This window comes from Streptomyces sp. FXJ1.172 (assembly GCF_001636945.3).
Lineage (GTDB): Bacteria > Actinomycetota > Actinomycetes > Streptomycetales > Streptomycetaceae > Streptomyces.
Genome location: NZ_CP119133.2, coordinates 6484763 through 6503603, shown reverse-complemented (window position 1 = coordinate 6503603; position 18841 = coordinate 6484763). Strand labels below are relative to the sequence as shown.

General features: G+C 67.4%; 8 protein-coding genes and 1 pseudogene. 3 read left to right on the top strand and 6 right to left on the bottom strand.

Features of this window, described 5'->3' with window-relative positions; genetic code table 11:
* Positions 1 to 259: 259 nt before the first annotated feature.
* Together A6P39_RS29135 and A6P39_RS29130 are read right to left on the bottom strand one after the other, a co-directional pair.
* Positions 260 to 463, bottom strand: a complete 204-nt coding sequence (locus A6P39_RS29135) for a DUF397 domain-containing protein (RefSeq protein ID WP_067040805.1) — start codon at positions 461 to 463, stop codon at positions 260 to 262.
* The gene (locus tag A6P39_RS29130; protein ID WP_067040807.1) at positions 460 to 1290 is read right to left on the bottom strand and encodes a helix-turn-helix domain-containing protein; all 831 of its coding nucleotides are present in this window, start codon (positions 1288 to 1290) and stop codon (positions 460 to 462) included. Before A6P39_RS29130 ends, A6P39_RS29135 begins: the two co-directional genes overlap by 4 nt.
* A 177-nt stretch (positions 1291 to 1467) precedes the next feature.
* On the opposite strand from A6P39_RS29130, the gene A6P39_RS29125 reads away from it, so the two are divergent.
* Positions 1468 to 2082 (top strand): ATP-binding protein, encoded by a 615-nt coding sequence (locus tag A6P39_RS29125; protein ID WP_107304252.1) that lies wholly within the window; start codon positions 1468 to 1470, stop codon positions 2080 to 2082.
* On the opposite strand, the gene pglX is transcribed toward A6P39_RS29125, so the two are convergent.
* Entirely contained in the window at positions 2009 to 5635 is a 3627-nt protein-coding gene (pglX, locus tag A6P39_RS29120; protein ID WP_067040809.1) for a BREX-2 system adenine-specific DNA-methyltransferase PglX, read from the bottom strand. The genes A6P39_RS29125 and pglX overlap by 74 nt on opposite strands.
* A complete protein-coding gene (gene pglW, locus A6P39_RS29115; protein WP_067040811.1) occupies positions 5632 to 10329 on the bottom strand; it encodes a BREX system serine/threonine kinase PglW in 4698 nt (1565 codons plus the stop codon). Before pglW ends, pglX begins: the two co-directional genes overlap by 4 nt.
* A gap of 758 nt (positions 10330 to 11087) precedes the next feature.
* Between pglW and A6P39_RS29110 the strand changes: the two genes are divergently transcribed.
* On the top strand, positions 11088 to 14120 hold the full coding sequence (locus A6P39_RS29110; RefSeq protein ID WP_079133180.1) for an AAA domain-containing protein: 3033 nt from the start codon (positions 11088 to 11090) through the stop codon (positions 14118 to 14120).
* A 230-nt stretch (positions 14121 to 14350) separates the two neighbouring features.
* Positions 14351 to 14479: a DUF6408 family protein gene (locus A6P39_RS29105; protein WP_234378759.1), complete on the top strand. Its 129-nt coding sequence runs from the start codon at positions 14351 to 14353 to the stop codon at positions 14477 to 14479.
* Positions 14480 to 14532: 53 nt separating this feature from the next.
* On the opposite strand, the pseudogene A6P39_RS45580 reads toward A6P39_RS29105, so the two are convergent.
* Both A6P39_RS45580 and A6P39_RS29090 read right to left on the bottom strand, forming a co-directional pair.
* Positions 14533 to 15947: pseudogene (locus A6P39_RS45580) on the bottom strand (DUF2075 domain-containing protein).
* Between the two features lie 866 nt (positions 15948 to 16813).
* Entirely contained in the window at positions 16814 to 18739 is a 1926-nt protein-coding gene (locus A6P39_RS29090; protein WP_234378760.1) for a DUF2075 domain-containing protein, read from the bottom strand.
* Positions 18740 to 18841 lie beyond the last annotated feature (102 nt).

The window sequence follows — 18841 nt, the reverse complement described above, 5'->3', positions numbered from 1 at the left end:
CTAAAAGGCATTGAGCACCCCGCCTCCGCCCCAGAGTCGGCTACGGCACCTGCGCCGTATGAGCGCGATTCGATGCGCGCGCTAAGGAGCCCGAGGCCTTTACCGCGTTCGGTGCCCCGTTCCGAGGTTGGAGCGGGGCGCCGACGCGTGATGGACTGCGCGGAGCCACCACTCGATCACGCCACGGTTGAAGCCGGCCTACCCGTCCGACTCCAATACAGAGACAGGCCCGTCTCGCCCGCCGAGGGCCCTGCCCCTGTCAGAGTGCCGCGAACTCGACGAACGCGGTCCACGCCGTGGGGGCTACGGCCAGTGCGGCGCGGGTCGTGTCCTTCGAGTCGCGGACGTGAACGGTGCCTATCCCAGCCGCAACCTCAACGCACTGGCCCCCGTCACCAGCGCTGTAACTGCTCTTGAACCACGCCAGGCCATCGGAGTCCGGCCCGCCCTTTTCCCCGCTCATCTCTCTCCCAGCAACTTCTCGATCAACGCCAGCGATTCTGTCGGAGTGTGGGCCTGCGCGCGAAGGATCCCGTACGTACGCTCAAGTGCTCGCACCTTCACACGCTCCGTGTGCACACGGCTGTCGCCTTGTACCTCCGTGTACGCGATCCTGCGCCCATCCTTGGTCTCCATCAAGGTGAACGGGCCAGCGAGCCCCGCATGTTCCTGGCGGGACAACGGCATCACCTGGATCACCACGTTGCGCTTCTCCGCGATCAGCATGAGGTGCTCCAACTGGCCTCGCCAGACGGCCTCCCCGCCGAGCGGCCGGAGCAGGACAGCCTCCTCGATCACGAAGCTCAGATGCGGCGCGGGGCGTCGGGAGAAGATCTCCTGCCGTGCCAGTCGTGCGGCCACTCGCTGCTCGATGAGCGCTTCGTCCAGCAGTGGCTGCCACATGGCAAACACCGCTCGCGCGTAGTCCTCAGTCTGCAATAGGCCGTTGACCAACTGAGTGTCATACACATGAAGTTCAACCGCCTCGGCTTCCAACTTGGCTGCATCTCGAAAGAACGCCGGATACTGAGCCCGAGCCACCTCCTCCTTGCTCGCGCTCAACACCCCACCCGCCCCCAGCACTTCATCCGCCTGGTCGATGAACTTCGGCGGCGGAATACGTCTCCCCTGCTCGAACGACGCCATCGTCGAGGCCGAGTACCCGGTCAGCGACCCGAGTTTCGCGCGGTCCATCCCCGCCCGTTCCCGGAACAGCTTCAGCTGCCGCCCGAACACACACAGAATGCCCGCCCCGAACTCGTACTCCGGCTGCTGAACCTCGTCGTCCACGCCGCAGCTCCTCCCGTACGACCATCCCGGCCACCGGACTCCGCCCGCCCAACGCAAGGCCCCGGGGACCGGTGACGCCCAACACCACGTACAAGCGCATTGCTCACGCGTACAGCCCGCACCCGTCAGCACGTTGCTCCTGTTCAACGCTACGCACAGTCCGCAACCGTTGACCGCATGAAGTCAGCAACTCCCCCGAACGGGCATATGCCACAGCACCCCGCACCCGCACGCGAGTTCACCATGCGGTTCACCTCAACCCCACGCGGTGCACGCCTGGCCCGCCGACTCGTCTCGCACCGCTTGAACGACTGGGGCCACCCCTACGCGACCCCCGCCAACGAGACGCTCACCCTCATCACGGCTGAACTCACCGCCAACGCCGTATGCCACGGCCACGTCCCGGGCAGGGACTTCCGCCTCAAACTCACCCTGGACGAGGACGCCTTCCGCATCGAGGTGACCGACACCCGCGCCGAGAAACAGCCCTCGCCCGTTCCCTGGGCTCCCGGCTCCCTGTCTGAGTCCGGCCGCGGCCTCCACCTTGTCGCCGCCCTCGCGGACGACTGGGGCGTCATTCCTCGCCCGGCAGCCCCTGGCAAGACAGTATGGGCCGAACTGCGCGTACCGACCGGAGGCCACCAGCACACGCACCTGGCAGCCCCTTGTCCGGCAGACTCGGCATCGGCGTACGGGCACAACACCGAGTCACTTGCGGCTACTTCTTCACGGCAGCGCGACGGCCTCGGGTTGCAGCCTGGGGACGCCAGTTACGGAGGTCGTCGTCGGTGAGTCCGTGCTCGCCCTGCTTCTGCTGGCGGTATCCGGCGAAGAAGTCCGCCGGGGAACCGCTGTAGAGCATGTCGAACTCGTTGTGCCACTGGTACAGCCACGGCTGGAGTTCCAGCAGGCCGGCGAGGAACGGCGTGATCTCCTCTGTGGACAACGCGGTGTTGGTGAAGTATGTGGCGAGGGCCTGCGCCTGCTCCCGGTGGTCCCAGCCGGCCCACCCGTACAGCTCGGGGGTGGCGGCGTTGGTCTGCCCGTACGAGATGAACCGCTCCTTGGGCACGTCGAGTTTGCCGCGAGCCTTCCAGTAGGAGGGGCGGAGGAAGTCGGCCGAGGTGTACTTCGGCGGCACGGGGATGGAGTCCCGGATCTTCCGCTTGGAGTGCTCGTCGGGAGCGGCATCCTCCTTGCGCTGGAGGTCCCACACCTCTTCCCAGTCGGCGCGCTTCTTCAGGCCAGAGGGCTTGTAGCGCAGCGAGGAGAGGAACGGAAGGTGCTCGTCGGTGATCAGCTCGGCGACGACCTTTGCAAGATCCTTGCGTGGCGCGTAGAGCTTGACGACGGAGACGAAGTCCTCGTCGCGGGAGAGGGCGTCGGTGAGTCGCGCCAGGGTGAGGATGGTGGGCTGACCGTTCTCATCGAACCAGTGCTCGCGGTTCTCCATACGGTCGACCAGCCACGAGCGGAGCGCCTTCTCCTGAAGAGCGTCCCAGCCTTCGGTGGCCCAACGACGCTTGTACTCAGGGCGCTCGACCATGCCAATAGCACGGTTCGACTCGATGGCATCGATCCGCTTCTGAACGATCTCCTGGTAGGGGGCAGGCCAGTGAGCGGGGATCTCCGTGACGGGGGTGGAGTTGTGCCGCTTGAACCACTCGTCGCTAGCCTCGCCTGCGGCTACGCGCCGAGCGAGGACGATCTCGAAGGCGCGCTCACCGAGGGCGATTTCGGGGATGTTGGGGTCGTCGGGAGCCTCAGAGACGCGGAGGTCTTCGGAGTGGAGGTTATATAGGGAATAGACCTGCCAGTCCAGCTCTTCCTGGAGAGCGATCATTCGACAGCGAGTCGCGTGCCAGCGGGCTCTGGCATCCCGAAGGATCGCGCCGGTTGGGGCTGCCTCCGTCACAAGAACAGAGGGGGTGGCCACAGACACGCGCCGGGTGAGCGCGTCCAAGCCAGCGGCAAGGGCAGTAGGATAATCGACAGGGAGAGGGAAATCCAGGAGCTTAGTGCTGGTGAACTCATAGAAGTCCTCGAATGGGATCGTAGACTGGCGAGCCCCCTTGGCGTCAACTGTGCTTCCTTTATTGTGACTCACCTGCTTAAACCAGAAACAGGCAGTGGAACTGTTAAGCAACCCGACTAGCCGCAGATGTTCTTCCTCGGTCGCGCCTTCCTTCATTTTAATCAAGGGCGCTGTCTGCTTAAATGCATTCTCACCTCGGTCCAGCACAAAGTGGTTGTGCGTAGCTACAAACGCAAATGAGATCGCCCAAGGATGGGCGCCAAAGTCCTTGGGGATTTGGTGCCACTCCCACCAAGGCCGTCCATCGCCGAAGTAGGTTCCACCGGAGAACGTTGCCCGATTGCCAAGTTCCGTCCGGCAAGGCCAGAGCCATCGGCTCAAGTTGGGAAAGGTCTTCAATTCTTGCAGGCTACGCTTACCGTCGTATGGATGGAAAACGTTCTCACCATCCAGGAATCTAAAGTCACGGACCTCGTCACCCACTACGAACCGCTTCACGAAATGGCTTTCTGCGCCGGCCCGCTGGAATGCGCCTGGCGGTGCCGTCATTGCGTCAGCAGCACCTGTAATGCCATAGAACCCCACACGCGAAATCTCATGCTTCACAATTCCCTGTCGCGCTTCGGTGATCTGCTCAAGCATCTCCAGACCACCATCAGCCAGAACCCAGGGCTGCTTCCCGAAGTACCGCTCACGCGCTAGGTCATCAACTGATACCCACCGACTGACGGAACCAGGCTTGTCGATCTGCTCAACGATCGCGTTCCAGACCAAGCCGTCCTCACCCTTCTCCGGCACGGTAGGCTCGCCCTGGATACTCCGCACGGTGCGAATGGTCTGTGAGCGTCCCATGCCGTCGCGGCACTTACCGACGAGGATGACAGTGGGGGTTCCATGACCTGGGACATAGGCACCCGACGTATCGATGACCTCCGTCAGTTCAACCCGGTCACGGAAATAGCTCTCGATGAGCTTCGTTCCAAACTCACGCTTCATGAACGAGTTCGCGGTGATCTGCCCGACCGTGCCGTACCCTCGGCCCTCGGAATCACCGCGCTTAGCGAGTTCGAAGAACCTTTGCGCAAATGGCACTGAGAGCGCATATGATCCACCACACGCGTCGTACAGCTCTCGGTAAAGCGCGTTCAGCTTCTTGTCTTTCACTGTGATGTACGGGGGGTTGCCGACCACCACGTGATAGCGCCCCTGCTGCAAAATCTCCGGGTACTCGTGAACGTCCTCCGTGGCGTAGGCAAACGAGGCCAGCGAATCGTCCAGATCATCCTCTTCACCTCCCAACGTCAGCTCCAACTGCCGCGCCTTGATGAGTGAGTCGCCCACTGCCAGGTTGATCGGCCACTCGAACTTCGCAGCGTTCGCCAGTGTCCGCACTCCGCCCGCCGCCATCGCCGCAACCAGCAACCTGAATCGCGCAATGGCCACCGCGAATGGATTGACGTCCACACCGTGCACCGACTTCAGCGCGGCCGACACGCGCTCGTGCACGTCCTTGCCAGGCTGCCCCTCAGCCCACAGACGCACCAACCGCCGAAACGCCCCCAGCACAAAGTGCCCCGACCCGCACGTGGGGTCGATCATCTTCAGTTCCTCGTACCCGAACTCCCGCACAGCCGGGTTCATCGTCCGGTCGAGAATGAACTCCTCCACGAACTCCGGCGTCTGCAGCAACGCATACGTCTTCCGGGCAGCCTCGCTCAGGTCCTGGTAAAGATCCCCCAGGAACCGCGTGTCCCAGCCCTCCGTACCATCCTCGTTCAATGGGTCGGTGAAGTCGTGGATAAGGACTCCTGCCTCGTCTCGCTGCCGCCAGAAGTCGACCAGTTCCCGTGCACCGTCGTGCGAAAGTGGGATCTGATACAGCGGGTTGTGGTTGCTGTCGAACAGCAAGTCACCCGCCTGCTCGTCACCCATCTCAGCAAACGCTCGCCGCAACCACCCGCGGTACGTCGGATCCTCGTCTTCTTCCACATACGCGTCGTACCGAGACTCCGCCAGCTCCCGCCGGTCCCCGTCCGGCCCCGTCAGGTACGGCTCCGGAATCAGCCGGTTGTCCTCGCAGAACCGCACAAACACAGTCCCCAGCACCCACGCCACCGCGACCTGCGTGACCCGCTCATCCAGCCACGAGTTCCACGTCGCCGCCGTACGCCCCAGCTTGCGCGCCTGGTCGTACTCGGCCCTCAGCCGCGCACCGACATCCCCCAGCGCCTTCACCTGACGCCCGAGGTCGGTCTCGACCGCCTTGACCTGCTGCTTCAGGTCGTCCAATAGAGCCTTGCGGTCGATCACTTCGCGTCTCCCTCGACACCACTGGCACTAGCCACAACCTCGCCGGACCCACGATGGGCGTTGCCCACCCACGTGTCCGGAAGCTGAATCCACTCCCCCAGGCCGGCCTGGTACGGCACGGCCACCTGCCCGAGCCGAGGCTCACGCGAAGGGTCGCTCTGCGGGACCAGGAGCCACAGGCCCCGCCCGCCCTGCCGGGCCGCCGACGCCAGCCGGTCAAGGACGCCCATCGCGTCGTACCGCGCGAACACCCCGGCCTCCGTCAGCAGCACAGGACCAGCCCCGCCACCGCCGCCCAGCAGCTCCGCAACCCGGGGCTCCACCGAACCCCACGCCGTCCGCACGTACTCCGCGAACCGCACCGCACCCTTCGAGCCCGGCTCGGCAGCGTCCGCCTTGAGCAGGGTCTCCCAGGTCGGCTTGGTGCCCGGCGTCACCTGAGCGTGCAGGGCCTCCAGGAACAGCTCCGTCACCGACACCGCATCCGCGCCCAGCCGCTCGGCGCTCAGCTCCCTCACTGCGTCCCGCACCAGCTGCTGCCTCACCGTCAGCACCCGGTACCCGTCCCGGCGCGCCGACGCGAGCAGCCGTTCCTCCGCGCGTACCGCACCCGCGAGCTGCGGATCGTCCGCGTACCGCGTCACCGCACCCGTACGCGTCGACTGCCGCCACGCGCCCGTCGTGAGGTAGCTGGACGCGTCGTCCACCCGCGTCGGCAGGTACCGCAGCGTGCCTGTGTCCTCGCGCATACTCAGCGACAGCTCGAAGCCCGCGTCGCGCAGGGCCTTGGTCAGCGGACCGTCCGTCGGCAGTTCGTGGGAGGCGCCACCCCGCCCGTCCACCACGACCAGCTCAGGGAAGCGAGCGCGGACCCGTTCGTGCACGTCCTCGCCCGTCAGACCGGGCTGCCGGCCCTCCGGTACGCCCGGAATCCAGCGGACGAGCCCCGCCTGCGTGAGCCGCAACGCCCGGACCAGCGACAAGTCACGCGGATAAATCTCCAGACGCGGAGTAGCCGCAGCATTCACCGACGCCGCAGCCGCCAGCTCCACCATCCGCCGCTCGTCCCACTCCACCGCACCCGGCGGCACCGTCAGCGCACCCAGCTCGGCCAGCACGGTCGCGGCCGTCGGCAGGGTGTCCAGCTTGGCCAGCCGGTCCGCCGTACGGCCAAGACGAGTCGCGTACTCCAGCAGACCAGGCGCAGTCGGGGTGTCCGGACCGTCGTCCTCCCGCACGTCCAGGGCCAGCAGGCCGGCGCCCAGGGACTCGTCCGTCGCCTTGCGGTTCGGCTGGTGCTGGAACTCGGCCTCCTGTGGCACAAGTTGCTCTACCTCGACCACAGCCCGCACGGCCGCCAGCGCCATCGCGCGCCGCTGCTCACGCCCCGCGAGATGCGTGCCGCGCCGGACCGCCAAGGCGTCCGCGATCTCCACCGCCGAGGCGACCCGCCCCATGCTCTCCAGCAGGTCGATGATCTCCTCGCGCAGTGCCTGGACGGCGGGCTCGGCCTTCCAGCGCTTGCGCTCCTCCTTGAGCATCTGCGGGATACGGCCGTGGCTCAGCCCAAGGCCCTCCGCGACATCCTTCTGCTTCGGCCAGACACCGATGTCCGGCAGGACCCCGTGTTCGTCGGGCAGGCGCAGCAACAGCCGTACCATCTCCGCCTTGTTGCGGTTGGAGCCGTTGTTGTTGACGGCGGGTACGAAGACGGTGGCGAGGGTGTCGAGGCTGACCGAGCGCAGCGTGCGGGCAGGCAGCGTGCCCGCCGACTCGCCCGTCGCGAGCTGGCCCACCAAGGCCGACTCGGCGGCCGTGAGCTGCTCCAGCTCCTCCTTGGCCTCGGCCCGGCCCTTCGGCGTGAGCGGCGAGACGGGGATCTCGCGCAGCCGCTCACCCCACTCGCGCTGCCGCTGCTGAACCTCGTTGCGGGTCTTGGCGCCGAGGCCGGGGGCGTTGACGAGCTTGCGGCGGCTGTAGTCGAGCAGCTCGCCGACCGTCGTGATGCCCAGGCCGTACAGGAACGACTGGGCGGCGGGCGTAAGCCCGGAGACAGTCAGCGGAGTATCCCGCGTGACCTCGGCGGCGAGCCGGTCGCGCTGCTGCTCGGCGCTCTCCGGCTCGGCGTCCGCGATCGCCCCGGCGGCGGCGCCCTCGGCGGGCTGCCCCTCCCCCGTGGTCGTAGCCGCCGGGGCCGGGGAGCGTGTGCGGTGGCTGGAGGGGACGGTCTGGGAGGCGTCGAGGAAGACCTTGCGCCAGGCGTCCCGCATCGGCTTCAGCTCGGGGAACCGCTTGCCCGCGTCGCGGTGCAGGGCCTTCTGGAAGAAGGCGACGAGACCGTCCCGTACGGCCGGGTCGAAGGCCTCGGCCGCGATGGTCGGGTACGGCCACTCCTTCGCGTCGGTCATGCGGGGCAGGACGCTGCCGTCGCCCCACTTGGGCAGCTCGCCGGAGGCCATCTGGTGCAGGGTGACGGCGACGGCGTACCGCTCGGCGTGCGAGTCGTACGAGCCGCGGGTGATGACGTCGACGAAGGGGTCGAGGTAGCCGTCGGTGCCCGCGTCGGTGTTCTTCGCCGGGTAGCCGGCGAGGGAGAAGTCGATGAGGACGAGTTCGCGGGTGCGGTTGGGGCGGATGCGGATGGCGATGTTGTCCGGCTTGATGTCGCGGTGCCAGACGCCCTCGCCCTCCAGGAAGTCGACGGCTCCGAAGAGGTAGTCGCCGTACGCCTCCAGCTGGTCCACCTGGAGGCGGCCGTTCTCGCGGAGCTGGCGAGCGACGGTCTCCTCACGGCGGCGCGGGCGTGTCCCGGCCTCGGTGCCCTGCCCGGTGTCGTCGCGCTCGTCGCCGACGTACTCCAGGGCCAGGACCGTACGGCCGCCGATGTGCAGCGGCTCGGGTTCGGCGAGGCGGATGATGCCGGAGTGGGGGCGCAGGCGGCCCATGGCCTCGGCCTCGCGGGCCAGGATCTCGCCCCGGTTGTCGGAGAGGGCGACCTTCAGCACGGCCAGCGGGCGGGTCTTGCGGGCCTCGGCCTGGAGGTCGCGGACGAGGAAGGCGCGGCTGGTGGAGCCGGTTCCGAGGCGGCGGCGGATCTCCCAGCGGCCGGCCAGCACGTCACCGGCGACGGCCTCCAGCGGGTCCTTGTCGGCGGCGGTCCCGTCCTCCTCGCCCGGCCCTTCTGTGCCGGTGGCTGCCGGGGCCGGGGCGGTCAGGGAGTCCTCGACGACCTCCAGCAGCTCCAGGAACTCGTCCACGCTGGAGAGGCGCTGGCCCGGACGGTAGGCGGTGGCGGCCTGAACCAGGTCGTCCACGTCTTCCGACAGCCCGTCCACCAGAGAGCTGGGGCGCAGGCCCTCCCCCGCCTCCAGGCGGGCCAGCAGCTCGGCCTGGCTGGCGGCCGGGGCCTTGCCGGTGACCAGCAGGTAGGTGAGGACGCCGAGGCCGTACACGTCGAGGTAGACGGGGTCGGGGTTGAGGGCGGTGAGTTCCGGCGCGAGGTAGGCGTCGGCGTCGTCGGCCAGGTGCGTCACGGACAGGGCGGTCGGCGCGAAGCGGGTCATGCCCTGGCCCTGGGAGGAGTCGCCGCTGCGCTGGGTGGCGATCTGCCAGTCGGAGATCTGGAGCTGCGGGGTGAGCCAGGCGGCCTCCTCCCCCACGGCCCGGCCCTTCCCGCCGCGCGGCCGGGGGACGACGTGCACGGAGCGGGCGGCGAGCGCCCGGTGGTGGATGCGGCTGGAGTGCGCGGAGCGCATGGTCTCGGCGAGCTGGCGGACGAGTGCCATCCGGCCGAGGATGTCCAGCTTCTCGCCGTACTGGACCAGGTACTCGTCCAGCTTCAGCGTGGCCGGGTGATAGTCGAAGATCAGCGCGGGGCCGGCCGCGTGCCCGGAGGGGAAGTACTGCTTGAGCTCGACCACGCCCGGGTGCTTGAAGCGGCCCAGCACCGCGGCCTCGCGCCGGGCGGCGTTCTCGACGGACTGTCTCAGGGAAGCGTCCGAGCCGCGCTCGCTGAGGTAGATGCGGACGCGGGCGGCTTCGGGCAGGTCGCTGTGGCGGGCGAGGTAGTCCGCCCAGGTGGGCCCGGAGTCGAAGGACTTCCGCTCCAGCTCGTACGGGCCGACCTTGTACTGCGCGTCGCTCTTGCGGATGCCGACGTTCTTGAGGGCCGTCTCGATCTCGCGCGAGCCGATCGCCGTGATGCGGCGCCGCTCGTCGCGCGGGGGCTGCTTGAGCATCTCGACCAGCTGGTGGACGGTGTAGACGCCGTTCTGGTCGTGGGCGGGCAGCCGTACGCGGAGGCTGTTGTCCGTGAAGCAGACGGCCTCGGCGACCCAGACCCTCCTGCCGCCGGGCAGCGCGAGCAGGCCGGCCAGTTCCTTGGCCTTGCGGTTGACCAGGTGCAGCGGGTTGCCGTGCGTACGGCGGTGGCCGCCGGGTGTGGTCTGCACCCAGGTGCCGTTCTCGGAGGCGACCGAGCCGTGCCAGTCCTTCAGCTCGATCATGCAGACGCCGCCGGGGGCGACGACCAGCAGGTCCACCTCACGGACGTGGCCGGTGTTCGCGGTGAAGGTGAAGTTCGACCAGGCGCGCCAGGGGTCGGAGTCCGGCAGCTTCTCCCGGATCGCCTCCAGGCCACGGCGTTCGTGATCGAACTCGGACTCGGTGACCGTGACCCACCGGCCTTTCCGCATGCCTGTTCCCCGCTTCTCGTGACCCACTAGGGCCGCCGTGCCCCATGGTCAGGCCCAGGGTGCAGATCCTAATGGCTGGCTACGACATGAGAGGAGGCCATGTAGCACGGACTGAAGCGCATTCAGCCCGCACAAGAAGAATGGCCTTTTCTGCAGCACATTCGTCCGACAGCATGAACTATTAAGAAATAGGCATACCGGGATAAATGACCTGCCATGTGGCGGCGTAAGCGCACTTCGTCAGGGCGAGCGCCTGCTTCAGGGTACTTTCTTCCTAAATCTGGATGTTCACCAGATATCGGTCGCTCCCCTTGGTGAGCGGCTAGGCGTCCGGTGCGAGTTCCGCAGTCTCGTCGCTGTGCCGCAGACGAAGGTTGATCACGCCCGTCGACGCGAAGGCATAGGCGAAGCCGCCGTACTGGCTGCCGTTGCGGCGGAGCCGGAGGTAGCCCGTGTAGTCGAGCGGATCGCCCTCCCGCCACGTTGTCGGGGTCGAACTCCTACTCCCCGCCCGCCTCGCCGCAGCCGAGTTCCGATGCTCCGGACTCCTGATCCACGGCAGTTCCGCAGTGGTCGCCCACGCTCGTGTTCCAGACGGTATGGGTCGAGTGCGCCTGGTGAAGAGGCAATTCTTCCCGCCGAAGCAGCACTGACCGGAAACACTTTCGCTCCGCCTCGGCGTACATAGGCTCGCTCTTCCGCATGTGCCTCGGTTCGGCACATGCCATGACGATGAGCCGATCACCTCGGGGGTGGAGATGGCACAGGAGTCGACCCGTCCGTATCCGGTGGGCGAGCTGCTGGCCGCGGTCCAGCTGGAGGTCGCCGCCGAGCTGCGGAGCGACGGCAAGGACGAGCAGAAGGTGCCCCTGTCGAAGGGCCGCCGTACTTCGCACTCCGAGGCGCGGCACGAGTACCTGTTCCAGTGCCGCAAGTGGCAGGACGGCCTCGACGGCAAGCCCGTGCTGGTCCGGCCGTCCCGCTCTACCGGTGACTGGGCGCCGGCCGAGGCCAAGCGGCTTCCGGACGGCGGTGTGCGCCTGACTACCGCCGTGGATCTGGGCGACTCGCCTGCGAACGTGCAGATCCGCGAGGACGATGCGGCCGGTTGGCGCACGCTCGCCGAACGCCTGGAAACAGTGGGGCAGCCGGAACACCCCGTGCGTGTGGAGAGCGCCGGGTGGATGGTCGGCCGGGGCAGCCCGCGGCTCGGCAGTGACCGCTCGATGGCCCGGTGGGTGGCCAACTGGGCTTCCTTGCAGCTGAATTCCGGACAACGTCAGGCGGTCTCCCAGGCTCTCGCCAGCGAGGTCACCTTCCTGTGGGGGCCGCCCGGCACCGGCAAGACCGATGTCGTCGGACACATCATCGAGGGAAGTTACCGACAGGACCTCACGGTTCTCTTCCTGGCGCCCACCAAGGTCGCCGTCGACCAGGCTCTGGAACGGGTCTGCGACCTACTCGCCGCGGAGACCGGCTTCCCCGACGGGCTCGTGCAGCGCGCCGGAGACATCACGGTCCCGTCGCTGCGGGACAGGTACGGCGAGCAGGTGGATCCCGACCGGATCGCCGCGCGGCTCTCCGCGACGCTGGACGCCGCACTCACCGAACGCGCCGCCGACCTGCGCACCGCGCAGGCGGGCATCGCCGCGCACGACAAGGTGGGCGTCGTCCGTGCCGACCTCGCGACGGCCCAGCAGCAATACACGCAGTCCACGCAGAGCCGCGACGCGGCGAACTCAGCCCAGGCCGGCGCCCGCAGGGAGATCGCCGAGCAGACCGCCCGGATAGAGAAGATCGGCGCTCCACGCGGCCTGTTCGCCGACCGGAAGCAGAAGCAGTTGGACGACGCACGGGTGGCCGTCACCGGAGCCCGTACCCGCCTGGAGTCGATCGCGTCGAACCTCGCCGCTGCCGAACGTGCCGGGCGGCATGCCATGGCGGAAGTGACCCGGCTGCGGTCCGTCCTGTCGGCCGAGGAGGCAAGGATATCCGGGCTACCGAGCCGGGCATCGCTGGTGTCGCAGGCCGACAAGTTGCAGCAGGAGATCAACACGCTGGAAGAGCAGCGACGGGCAATCAAGGACACGGTCCGTTCGAAGTGTCGGGTCCTCGGTGCGACCGTCGCCAAGGCCGTCCAGTCACACAAGCTGCTCGACCGGGTCGACGTGGTCGTCATCGACGAGGCGGGGATGGTCGATCTTCCCTCCGCCTGGTACGCAGCAGGTCTCGCCGGGAAGCGGGTCGTCGTGGCGGGCGACTTCCGCCAGCTTCCGGCGGTGACCAAGGGCAGCGGTGACCGCAAGGCGACGCCGGAGGAACGCGACCACGCCCTGCAGTGGTGCGCACGGGACGTCTTCCACGCGGCGGGCCTGGTCGGGGAGTCCGGATCCGTCCGGCCGGACAATCGGCTCGTGGCGCTGAACACCCAGTACCGGATGCGCGGTCCGATCTGCGACGTGGTCAACACCGTCGCCTATCCGGACGCGCCCTTGTCCACAGGACGGGCAGACGGCTCTCGCATTCCGTTCAACCCGCTGGTCGACGCGCCGGTGATCCTCATCGACACGTCGAAGCAGCGGATCGCCGGGCGCGACCACCTCACCAACACGGTGCACGAGGCGGCTATCCACGAACTCGTGCGCGGCCTGCAGTACGAGGGCGTCCTGCCCGGCCGCAAGGCGGAGGACGTACCCGCCGGGGAGCAGGCCACGGACCGGCTGGCGGTGATCGCCCCGTACCGCGCTCAGGTACAGGCCCTCAAGAACAGCCTGACGTACCGTTTCGGAACTTCGTACGAGGGTCTAGTGGACACTGTCCACCGGTTCCAAGGGAGCCAGCGGCCAATCGTCGTCCTCGACACCACGGCCGGATCAGGCAGGTCGCCAGGGTACTTCTTCAACGGCAGCGGCCTGTCCTCGCACACCTGCCGGCTCCTCAACGTCGCGCTGAGCCGCGCTCAGGACCACCTCGTCGTCCTTGCGGACGTCGAGCATCTGCGTGAGCACCTGCCCGTCGGGAGCGAGGCGCTACGCATGCTCGATCACCTGGAGGCGAACGCGCAGTGCATGTCCGTGGACCAGCTCATCCCGGTCCGTGACGCCGCCCAGTTGTCGGCCCTGTCCGACGAGGAGCTTGCCCGGCCCGCGTTCTTCCCCGCGGACGAGGTGCCTGCGGCCGTTCAGTGGGACATCGCGAGGGCCACCCGCACGATCGAGTTGTACTCACCGTTCCTCGACCGCCAGCCGGTCCGCACCTGGTCGGCCCATCTTGCGAAGCGGGTGGTGGACGGTGTTCAGGTGACGGTCAGGACCCGGGACCCGCAGGAGCAGACGACCGATGCGGCGGCTGAACGCGTCCAGGAACTGGTCGACGAACTGCGTTCGGTGGGCTGCCGGGTCGAGTTCCGCGAGCGGATGCACGAGAAGGTGCTGATCCTGGACGGGAGTGTGCTGTGGCACGGCTCGCTCAATCTGCTGGCCAACAAGGGTCCCACCGACCTGATGATGCGGCTCACGGACCCGGTGGCGTGCGAGCGGGTGGGACGGGTCATCGAGCGGGCCCGCAAGGAGCGGGCCGCGTGGAACCCGCGGACGACGAACGCGGGCAAGGCGGGCGGAGCGGGCCGTGCCGAAGGAGAGCGCCTCTATCTGGAAGTCCCCTACGCGGACAAGGACGAGGCGAAGAAGCGGCTCGGCGCGCGGTGGGATCCCGGCCGCCGGAAGTGGTACGTGGACGCCGCCAAGGTGAGCCGGGAGGAGGCGGCCCGCTGGCTGCCGCCTTCATCATGACGTCCGCGCCGGACACGGCGCCTCGCTCACACTCCTGCACAACTCCGTTTGCAGTAGGGTTGCTTATGCTGCGCATCCTCCCGGAGGGGTACGAGCGCGGAGTTCATGTGCCAGTCGGCGGCATGTGAGCAGTGGTGGTGAATCGCCGCGCGGACTCACGCGGTGTGTGAGCGGATGCCCGGTGGGCCGTCCCCCCACCATTCCTGCTCACCGCCAAGGAGTGGTCATCTGTGAACCCTGCCGAGTACAAGCCTGCGCGTTTCACCCGGCTCCGTAAGGTCCTGGTGGACGTCGCCATCAGTGTCGTCGCCAACGTGTTGGTGGCGGCGCTGACGTCGGCAGCGCACCTGCTTTTCTGAAGCAGGCAAGTGGCGGGCACCGGGAGCCCGCCACTCCACCTCGAGCGCAGGGCTCAGAACAGCATCATTTCGTTCTTCCGCTTGGCCTTGCTCTGTGCCCGTCGGGCCCTGCGGCTCCGCGCAGCCCCGCTACGCGGCGCGATCCTCAGCTCGGGCGGGATGGTCGCCTGAGTCGGCCGGAGCCCCTGCACGTCGGTCTCCCCGACCAGTCTCCTGAGGTGCATCCGAGTCTCCTCGTCGGTGGAGTAGAGGACGGTCGCCCGGCTCGCTCTGGTCAGAAGCACGTGGTAGGCATGGCGGACGCAGCGCGCGAATTCGTCGTCGCCGAGGGTGCTGGTCCGAACCTTCGGATCGAGCGAGCCCGGCTTCGCGACCCGCATGACACCGGCCTTCGAGTCCTTTCGCTGCTTTCCTCGCCGAAAAACCCAGCGGTCGGTGCGCCAGACCATGTCCTCGCCCATGATCACCCCGCACCAGTCCCACTCGAGACCTTGCGCGGTGTAGACACAGCCGATCTGCCCGATTCCGGCGTCGTGTACCGGCCAGATTCTCGACGGTGGCTCGCCGTTGGCACAGAAGGACTCACTGGACGCGTTCCACGGACGGTGCCAGCCACACCGATGCGTACGTCCTTCTCGAGGTTCTTGTTCTCGTCCGGCTTGCTCCAAGGCCAGCAGTAGCCGGCCACCATCCGGGCGGTCGCTCCTGCCTCGAACTCGGTGCGGACGATGTGCTCCATCTCGTCGGGTGTATCGACGACTTCGATGTGCATGAGTCCATCCGGGACCCAATCGTGCGGCTTCTGCGTCGAAACGCCGAGCAATGCCCGAACCCAGCGGAGGTAGGCGTCACTGCCTCCGCATCGGTACTGCTCCGTCAGATGATAGCGACGGACAACCGCATCACGGCGTCGTGCAGCGTCCTCGATGTGTTCCACGGTGCCGACGTCATGCGGGCGCACGGTCTGGCCGGCGTCGAGAAAGAAGACCGTCATACGAGACGCGTCGAGCAGTTCGTCCACCTGCGGCTTCGTGCCCTGCTTCTCCGCAGGGAGGCGGTAGTTGGTGGTCTTGTCCCTCAGCCGGTGCGCCTCGTCGCAGATCAACACATCCAGCGGCGGACTCGGCGCTTGCACGAAACTGCTGAAGTACGCGAAGCGCTCCCGGAACTCGGCCGCGGTGTATCCGACGTTCTCCTTGATCGCAGCGTTGAAGGCCCGCGAACCACTCGCGTACTTCACCGTTCGACCTGCGGCTTCCAGATCGGCTCGTAGTTGCAGCCCGACGGCGCTTTTCCCGGTGCCCGGCCCTCCGCTGACCAGGAAGACGGCATGCTGCGGACGGGGCACGATTGCCGCTCGGTCCGGACTGTCCAGAATCAGCTCCGAAGCCTCGAGTACGTCATCGGCGACCTTCCTCTGACGTCCCCGCAAGGTGAAGACAGTGTCCTCTCCGCACGAGTTGACCATGGCGTCGAGCAACGGCGTGTTCCGGAGATTCATCCGGTGCAGTATGTACTCGGCCGCGGAGTAGTCGTCCTCGGCTGTGAAATGGCGCTGCAAGTCGCTGAGAAGCCTGGCCCGGGTATCACTCGTGTACGTGTGTGCGTAGGGGCCTGTAGGCGCGTCGACGCCGAGCAATGGCCGGACGGATTCATTCGTGGCGTTGTGCAGATAGGCGAAACCACCGCACTCGAACTGCAGCCCGTTCAGCGGACCTGCGGGGCCGGTGAACAACGCGTGGTATTCACTGAGCTGGAGGGCGGGGTGTTTGACGGGGTCGTCGATCCCGTCGACGTACACGAGATCAGCTGTAGCAGCCTCCACCCTCGTCACCGCCGACCACTGTTTCAACTCGACGAGCTGGACGGAAAGGGTGCCTTCCGCGGGATGCCTGCCAACGAGAACCACGTCGATCTGCCCGTCCGCACCAGGGCCTTCGGATTCCTCCACGGTCGGCGAGCATTCGACGATCATCTCGACGTTGCCCCGCTCGGCGGCCACCAGGTCCTCGGCGAGGGAGACAAGGCTTCTGGCCCAGGCGGAGCGCTCGCCGTCAGAGGACTCACCTCGCCCGAAGTGCACCCAGCGGGCAGCCAGATGCGGGACCAGGCGACGCCGTGCATGCAGGGCCAGCAGGTCCCGCGCCGCCAACCGCAGCAGGAGCATGGACACGAGGAGATTCCCCCAAGGGCACGAGTGACTCGTGCGGGTGGGGGCGTGTCCACGTAGGAAGCCCGTCGGGCCGCGACCGGTTCGGTGATCTTAGTCAGAAAGCGGCTCGCTCAGGGAACGACGAACCTCTTTCGGCCTGCTTGACCGGGTGGCTGGCCGATTCACGGCAGGCTCCGTTGTCTGGCCGTGGGTGCCGATTCCATGTCGCGGCCAGTTTCCGCGTCGGCTGTCCCCCCGAGTTCCCGCAGCTTCTCCCGTGTCTCCGGGTCCGTCGAGTACACGATGGTGCCGACCATGCCCCGAGTCAGCAGGACCTTGTAGGTATTCCGGATCAGGCGGTCCACGTCGGTGTCGGGGGTGGACTTCTTGAAGACCGGGTCCTTCGACGCCGTGCGGTCCGTGATCCAGCGGTCGCCGCGCCAGACCAGATCGGGGCCGATGATCACGCCGGACCAGTCGTACTCGAAGCCCTGGGCGGTGTAGACGCAGCCGACCTGTCCGAAACCCGCCGGGTCGGTGGCCCACAGGGCGGCCGGGGGTGCGCCGGAGACTGAGCGGTCGCCGCGCAGGTTCCACGGGCGGGCCCAGCCGCCGATGGCGACGTCGGCTGCGAGCGGCTCGCCGGGCTTGGGTTCCGGGGACCAGCGCCAGCAGTAGCCCGCGGACATACGGGCGCCGTAGCCGTGGGAACGACGAGCTTCGAGGAAGGACTCCATCTCCTGCGGACTGTCGGCCACCAGCAACTGCATGCGGCCGTCGGGCTCCCAGGCGACCGGCCCGCCCGGCTCCAGGCCGAGGAGGCGGACCACCCAGCGCAGGTAGGCGTCGCTGCCGCCGCAGCGGAACTGGCTGTCCAGCGGGACGACACTGCAGGGGATGCCCCGCTTCGCCGCTGCCGCCTTGATCTCGGCCACGGTGCCCATCTCACCGGGGCGGACGACCTGGTGCTCGTCAAGGAAGAAGACGGGCACGTAGGCGACGTCGATGAGTTCGTCGATCTGCGCCCTGCCGGTACGGTTCTCGGCGCGCGTGTAGCGGTTGGCCGAGGTCTCCCGGATGCGGTGTGCCTCGTCGCAGATCAGGGCACCCAGGCTGTTCTTCTCGGCCGTCATGAAGCTGTTGAAGTACTTGAACAGGTCCTGGACTTCCCGCTTGCGGGCTCCGGCGACCTTCCTCATCGTCTTCGTGAACGACTGCGAGCCGGTGGCGTGCAGTGCCGGAACGCCGCGCCGGTACAGCTCGCCGAGCAGTTGGAGAGCGATCACGCTCTTGCCGGTGCCGGGGCCGCCCGTGACGATGACGACCTCCTTGCGATCGGCATGTTTCGCCTTCTCCACCGCGTTGAGCACCATGCGGTACGCGACCTGCTGCTCGTCGAGGAGAACGAACTGGGTGCGCTCGCGCACCTCCTCAGCGGCCACGGCCATGAGCTGCTTCGACGGCACCGTGGCGCCCGCGTGAAGTTCGTCCGCTGCCTGGGCCCCTGGGTGCTCGTCGCTCAGCCTCGTGCGAAGGTGGTCGATGAAGCCGCCGCGGCGTTCCGCGGTGAAGAGCAGTCCGTGGCCGTCACGCTCGATCTCCCGAAGCCCGGTCACGCCGAACTCGGTGGCGTTGTGCAGGTATGCCACTCCGGCCACCCGGTGCCTGTGCTCGGCCACCGCGCCGTTGAAATTGACGAGGTAATCGCAGTAACGGCGGACCTGCTCGATGGGGTTGAGGACCGGATGGGCATAGGCGTCGACATGGCACAGGGTGGGGTCGTCCTCGTGTGGCAGTGCCTGGCTCCACTGCTTCAGTTCCACCACGACGTAGGACGGCTCTCCCGTGACCGGGTGCACTCCGGCGAGGACGACGTCAGCCCGCTTGCTGTTCAGCGGCAGCGAATACTCCAGCATGACCTCCACGCCGCCCAGGCCGGCGTCGTTGAGTGCGGCGGCCAGGACGGGGATGCTGCGCTCCCAGGAGCGCGCCTCCGAGGCGCCGGGTCGATAGCCGTGCATGTGGACGAACTGGTCGGTGAGGTGCAGGAACAGCGAACCGTCGAGTGCCATGACGGCGACCGTTTTCGCGGACGCGCGGAACAGCAAGGACTTCCCCCAGGCAGCACGAAAAGACTCGTGCGGGTGGGGGCATGTCCTTCAAGACTCCACCGTGGTGGAGCGGAAGCCCGTCGGGCCGCGTTGACGATG

Excerpts from the sequence above, each read along its gene's own strand:
- A6P39_RS29110 (WP_079133180.1), top strand. The coding sequence starts at position 11,088 with ATGGCACAGGAGTCGACCCGTCCGTATCCGGTGGGCGAGCTGCTGGCC.
- A6P39_RS29135 (WP_067040805.1), bottom strand. The coding sequence starts at position 463 with ATGAGCGGGGAAAAGGGCGGGCCGGACTCCGATGGCCTGGCGTGGTTC.
- pglW (WP_067040811.1), bottom strand. The coding sequence starts at position 10,329 with ATGCGGAAAGGCCGGTGGGTCACGGTCACCGAGTCCGAGTTCGATCAC.
- A6P39_RS29125 (WP_107304252.1), top strand. The coding sequence starts at position 1,468 with ATGAAGTCAGCAACTCCCCCGAACGGGCATATGCCACAGCACCCCGCA.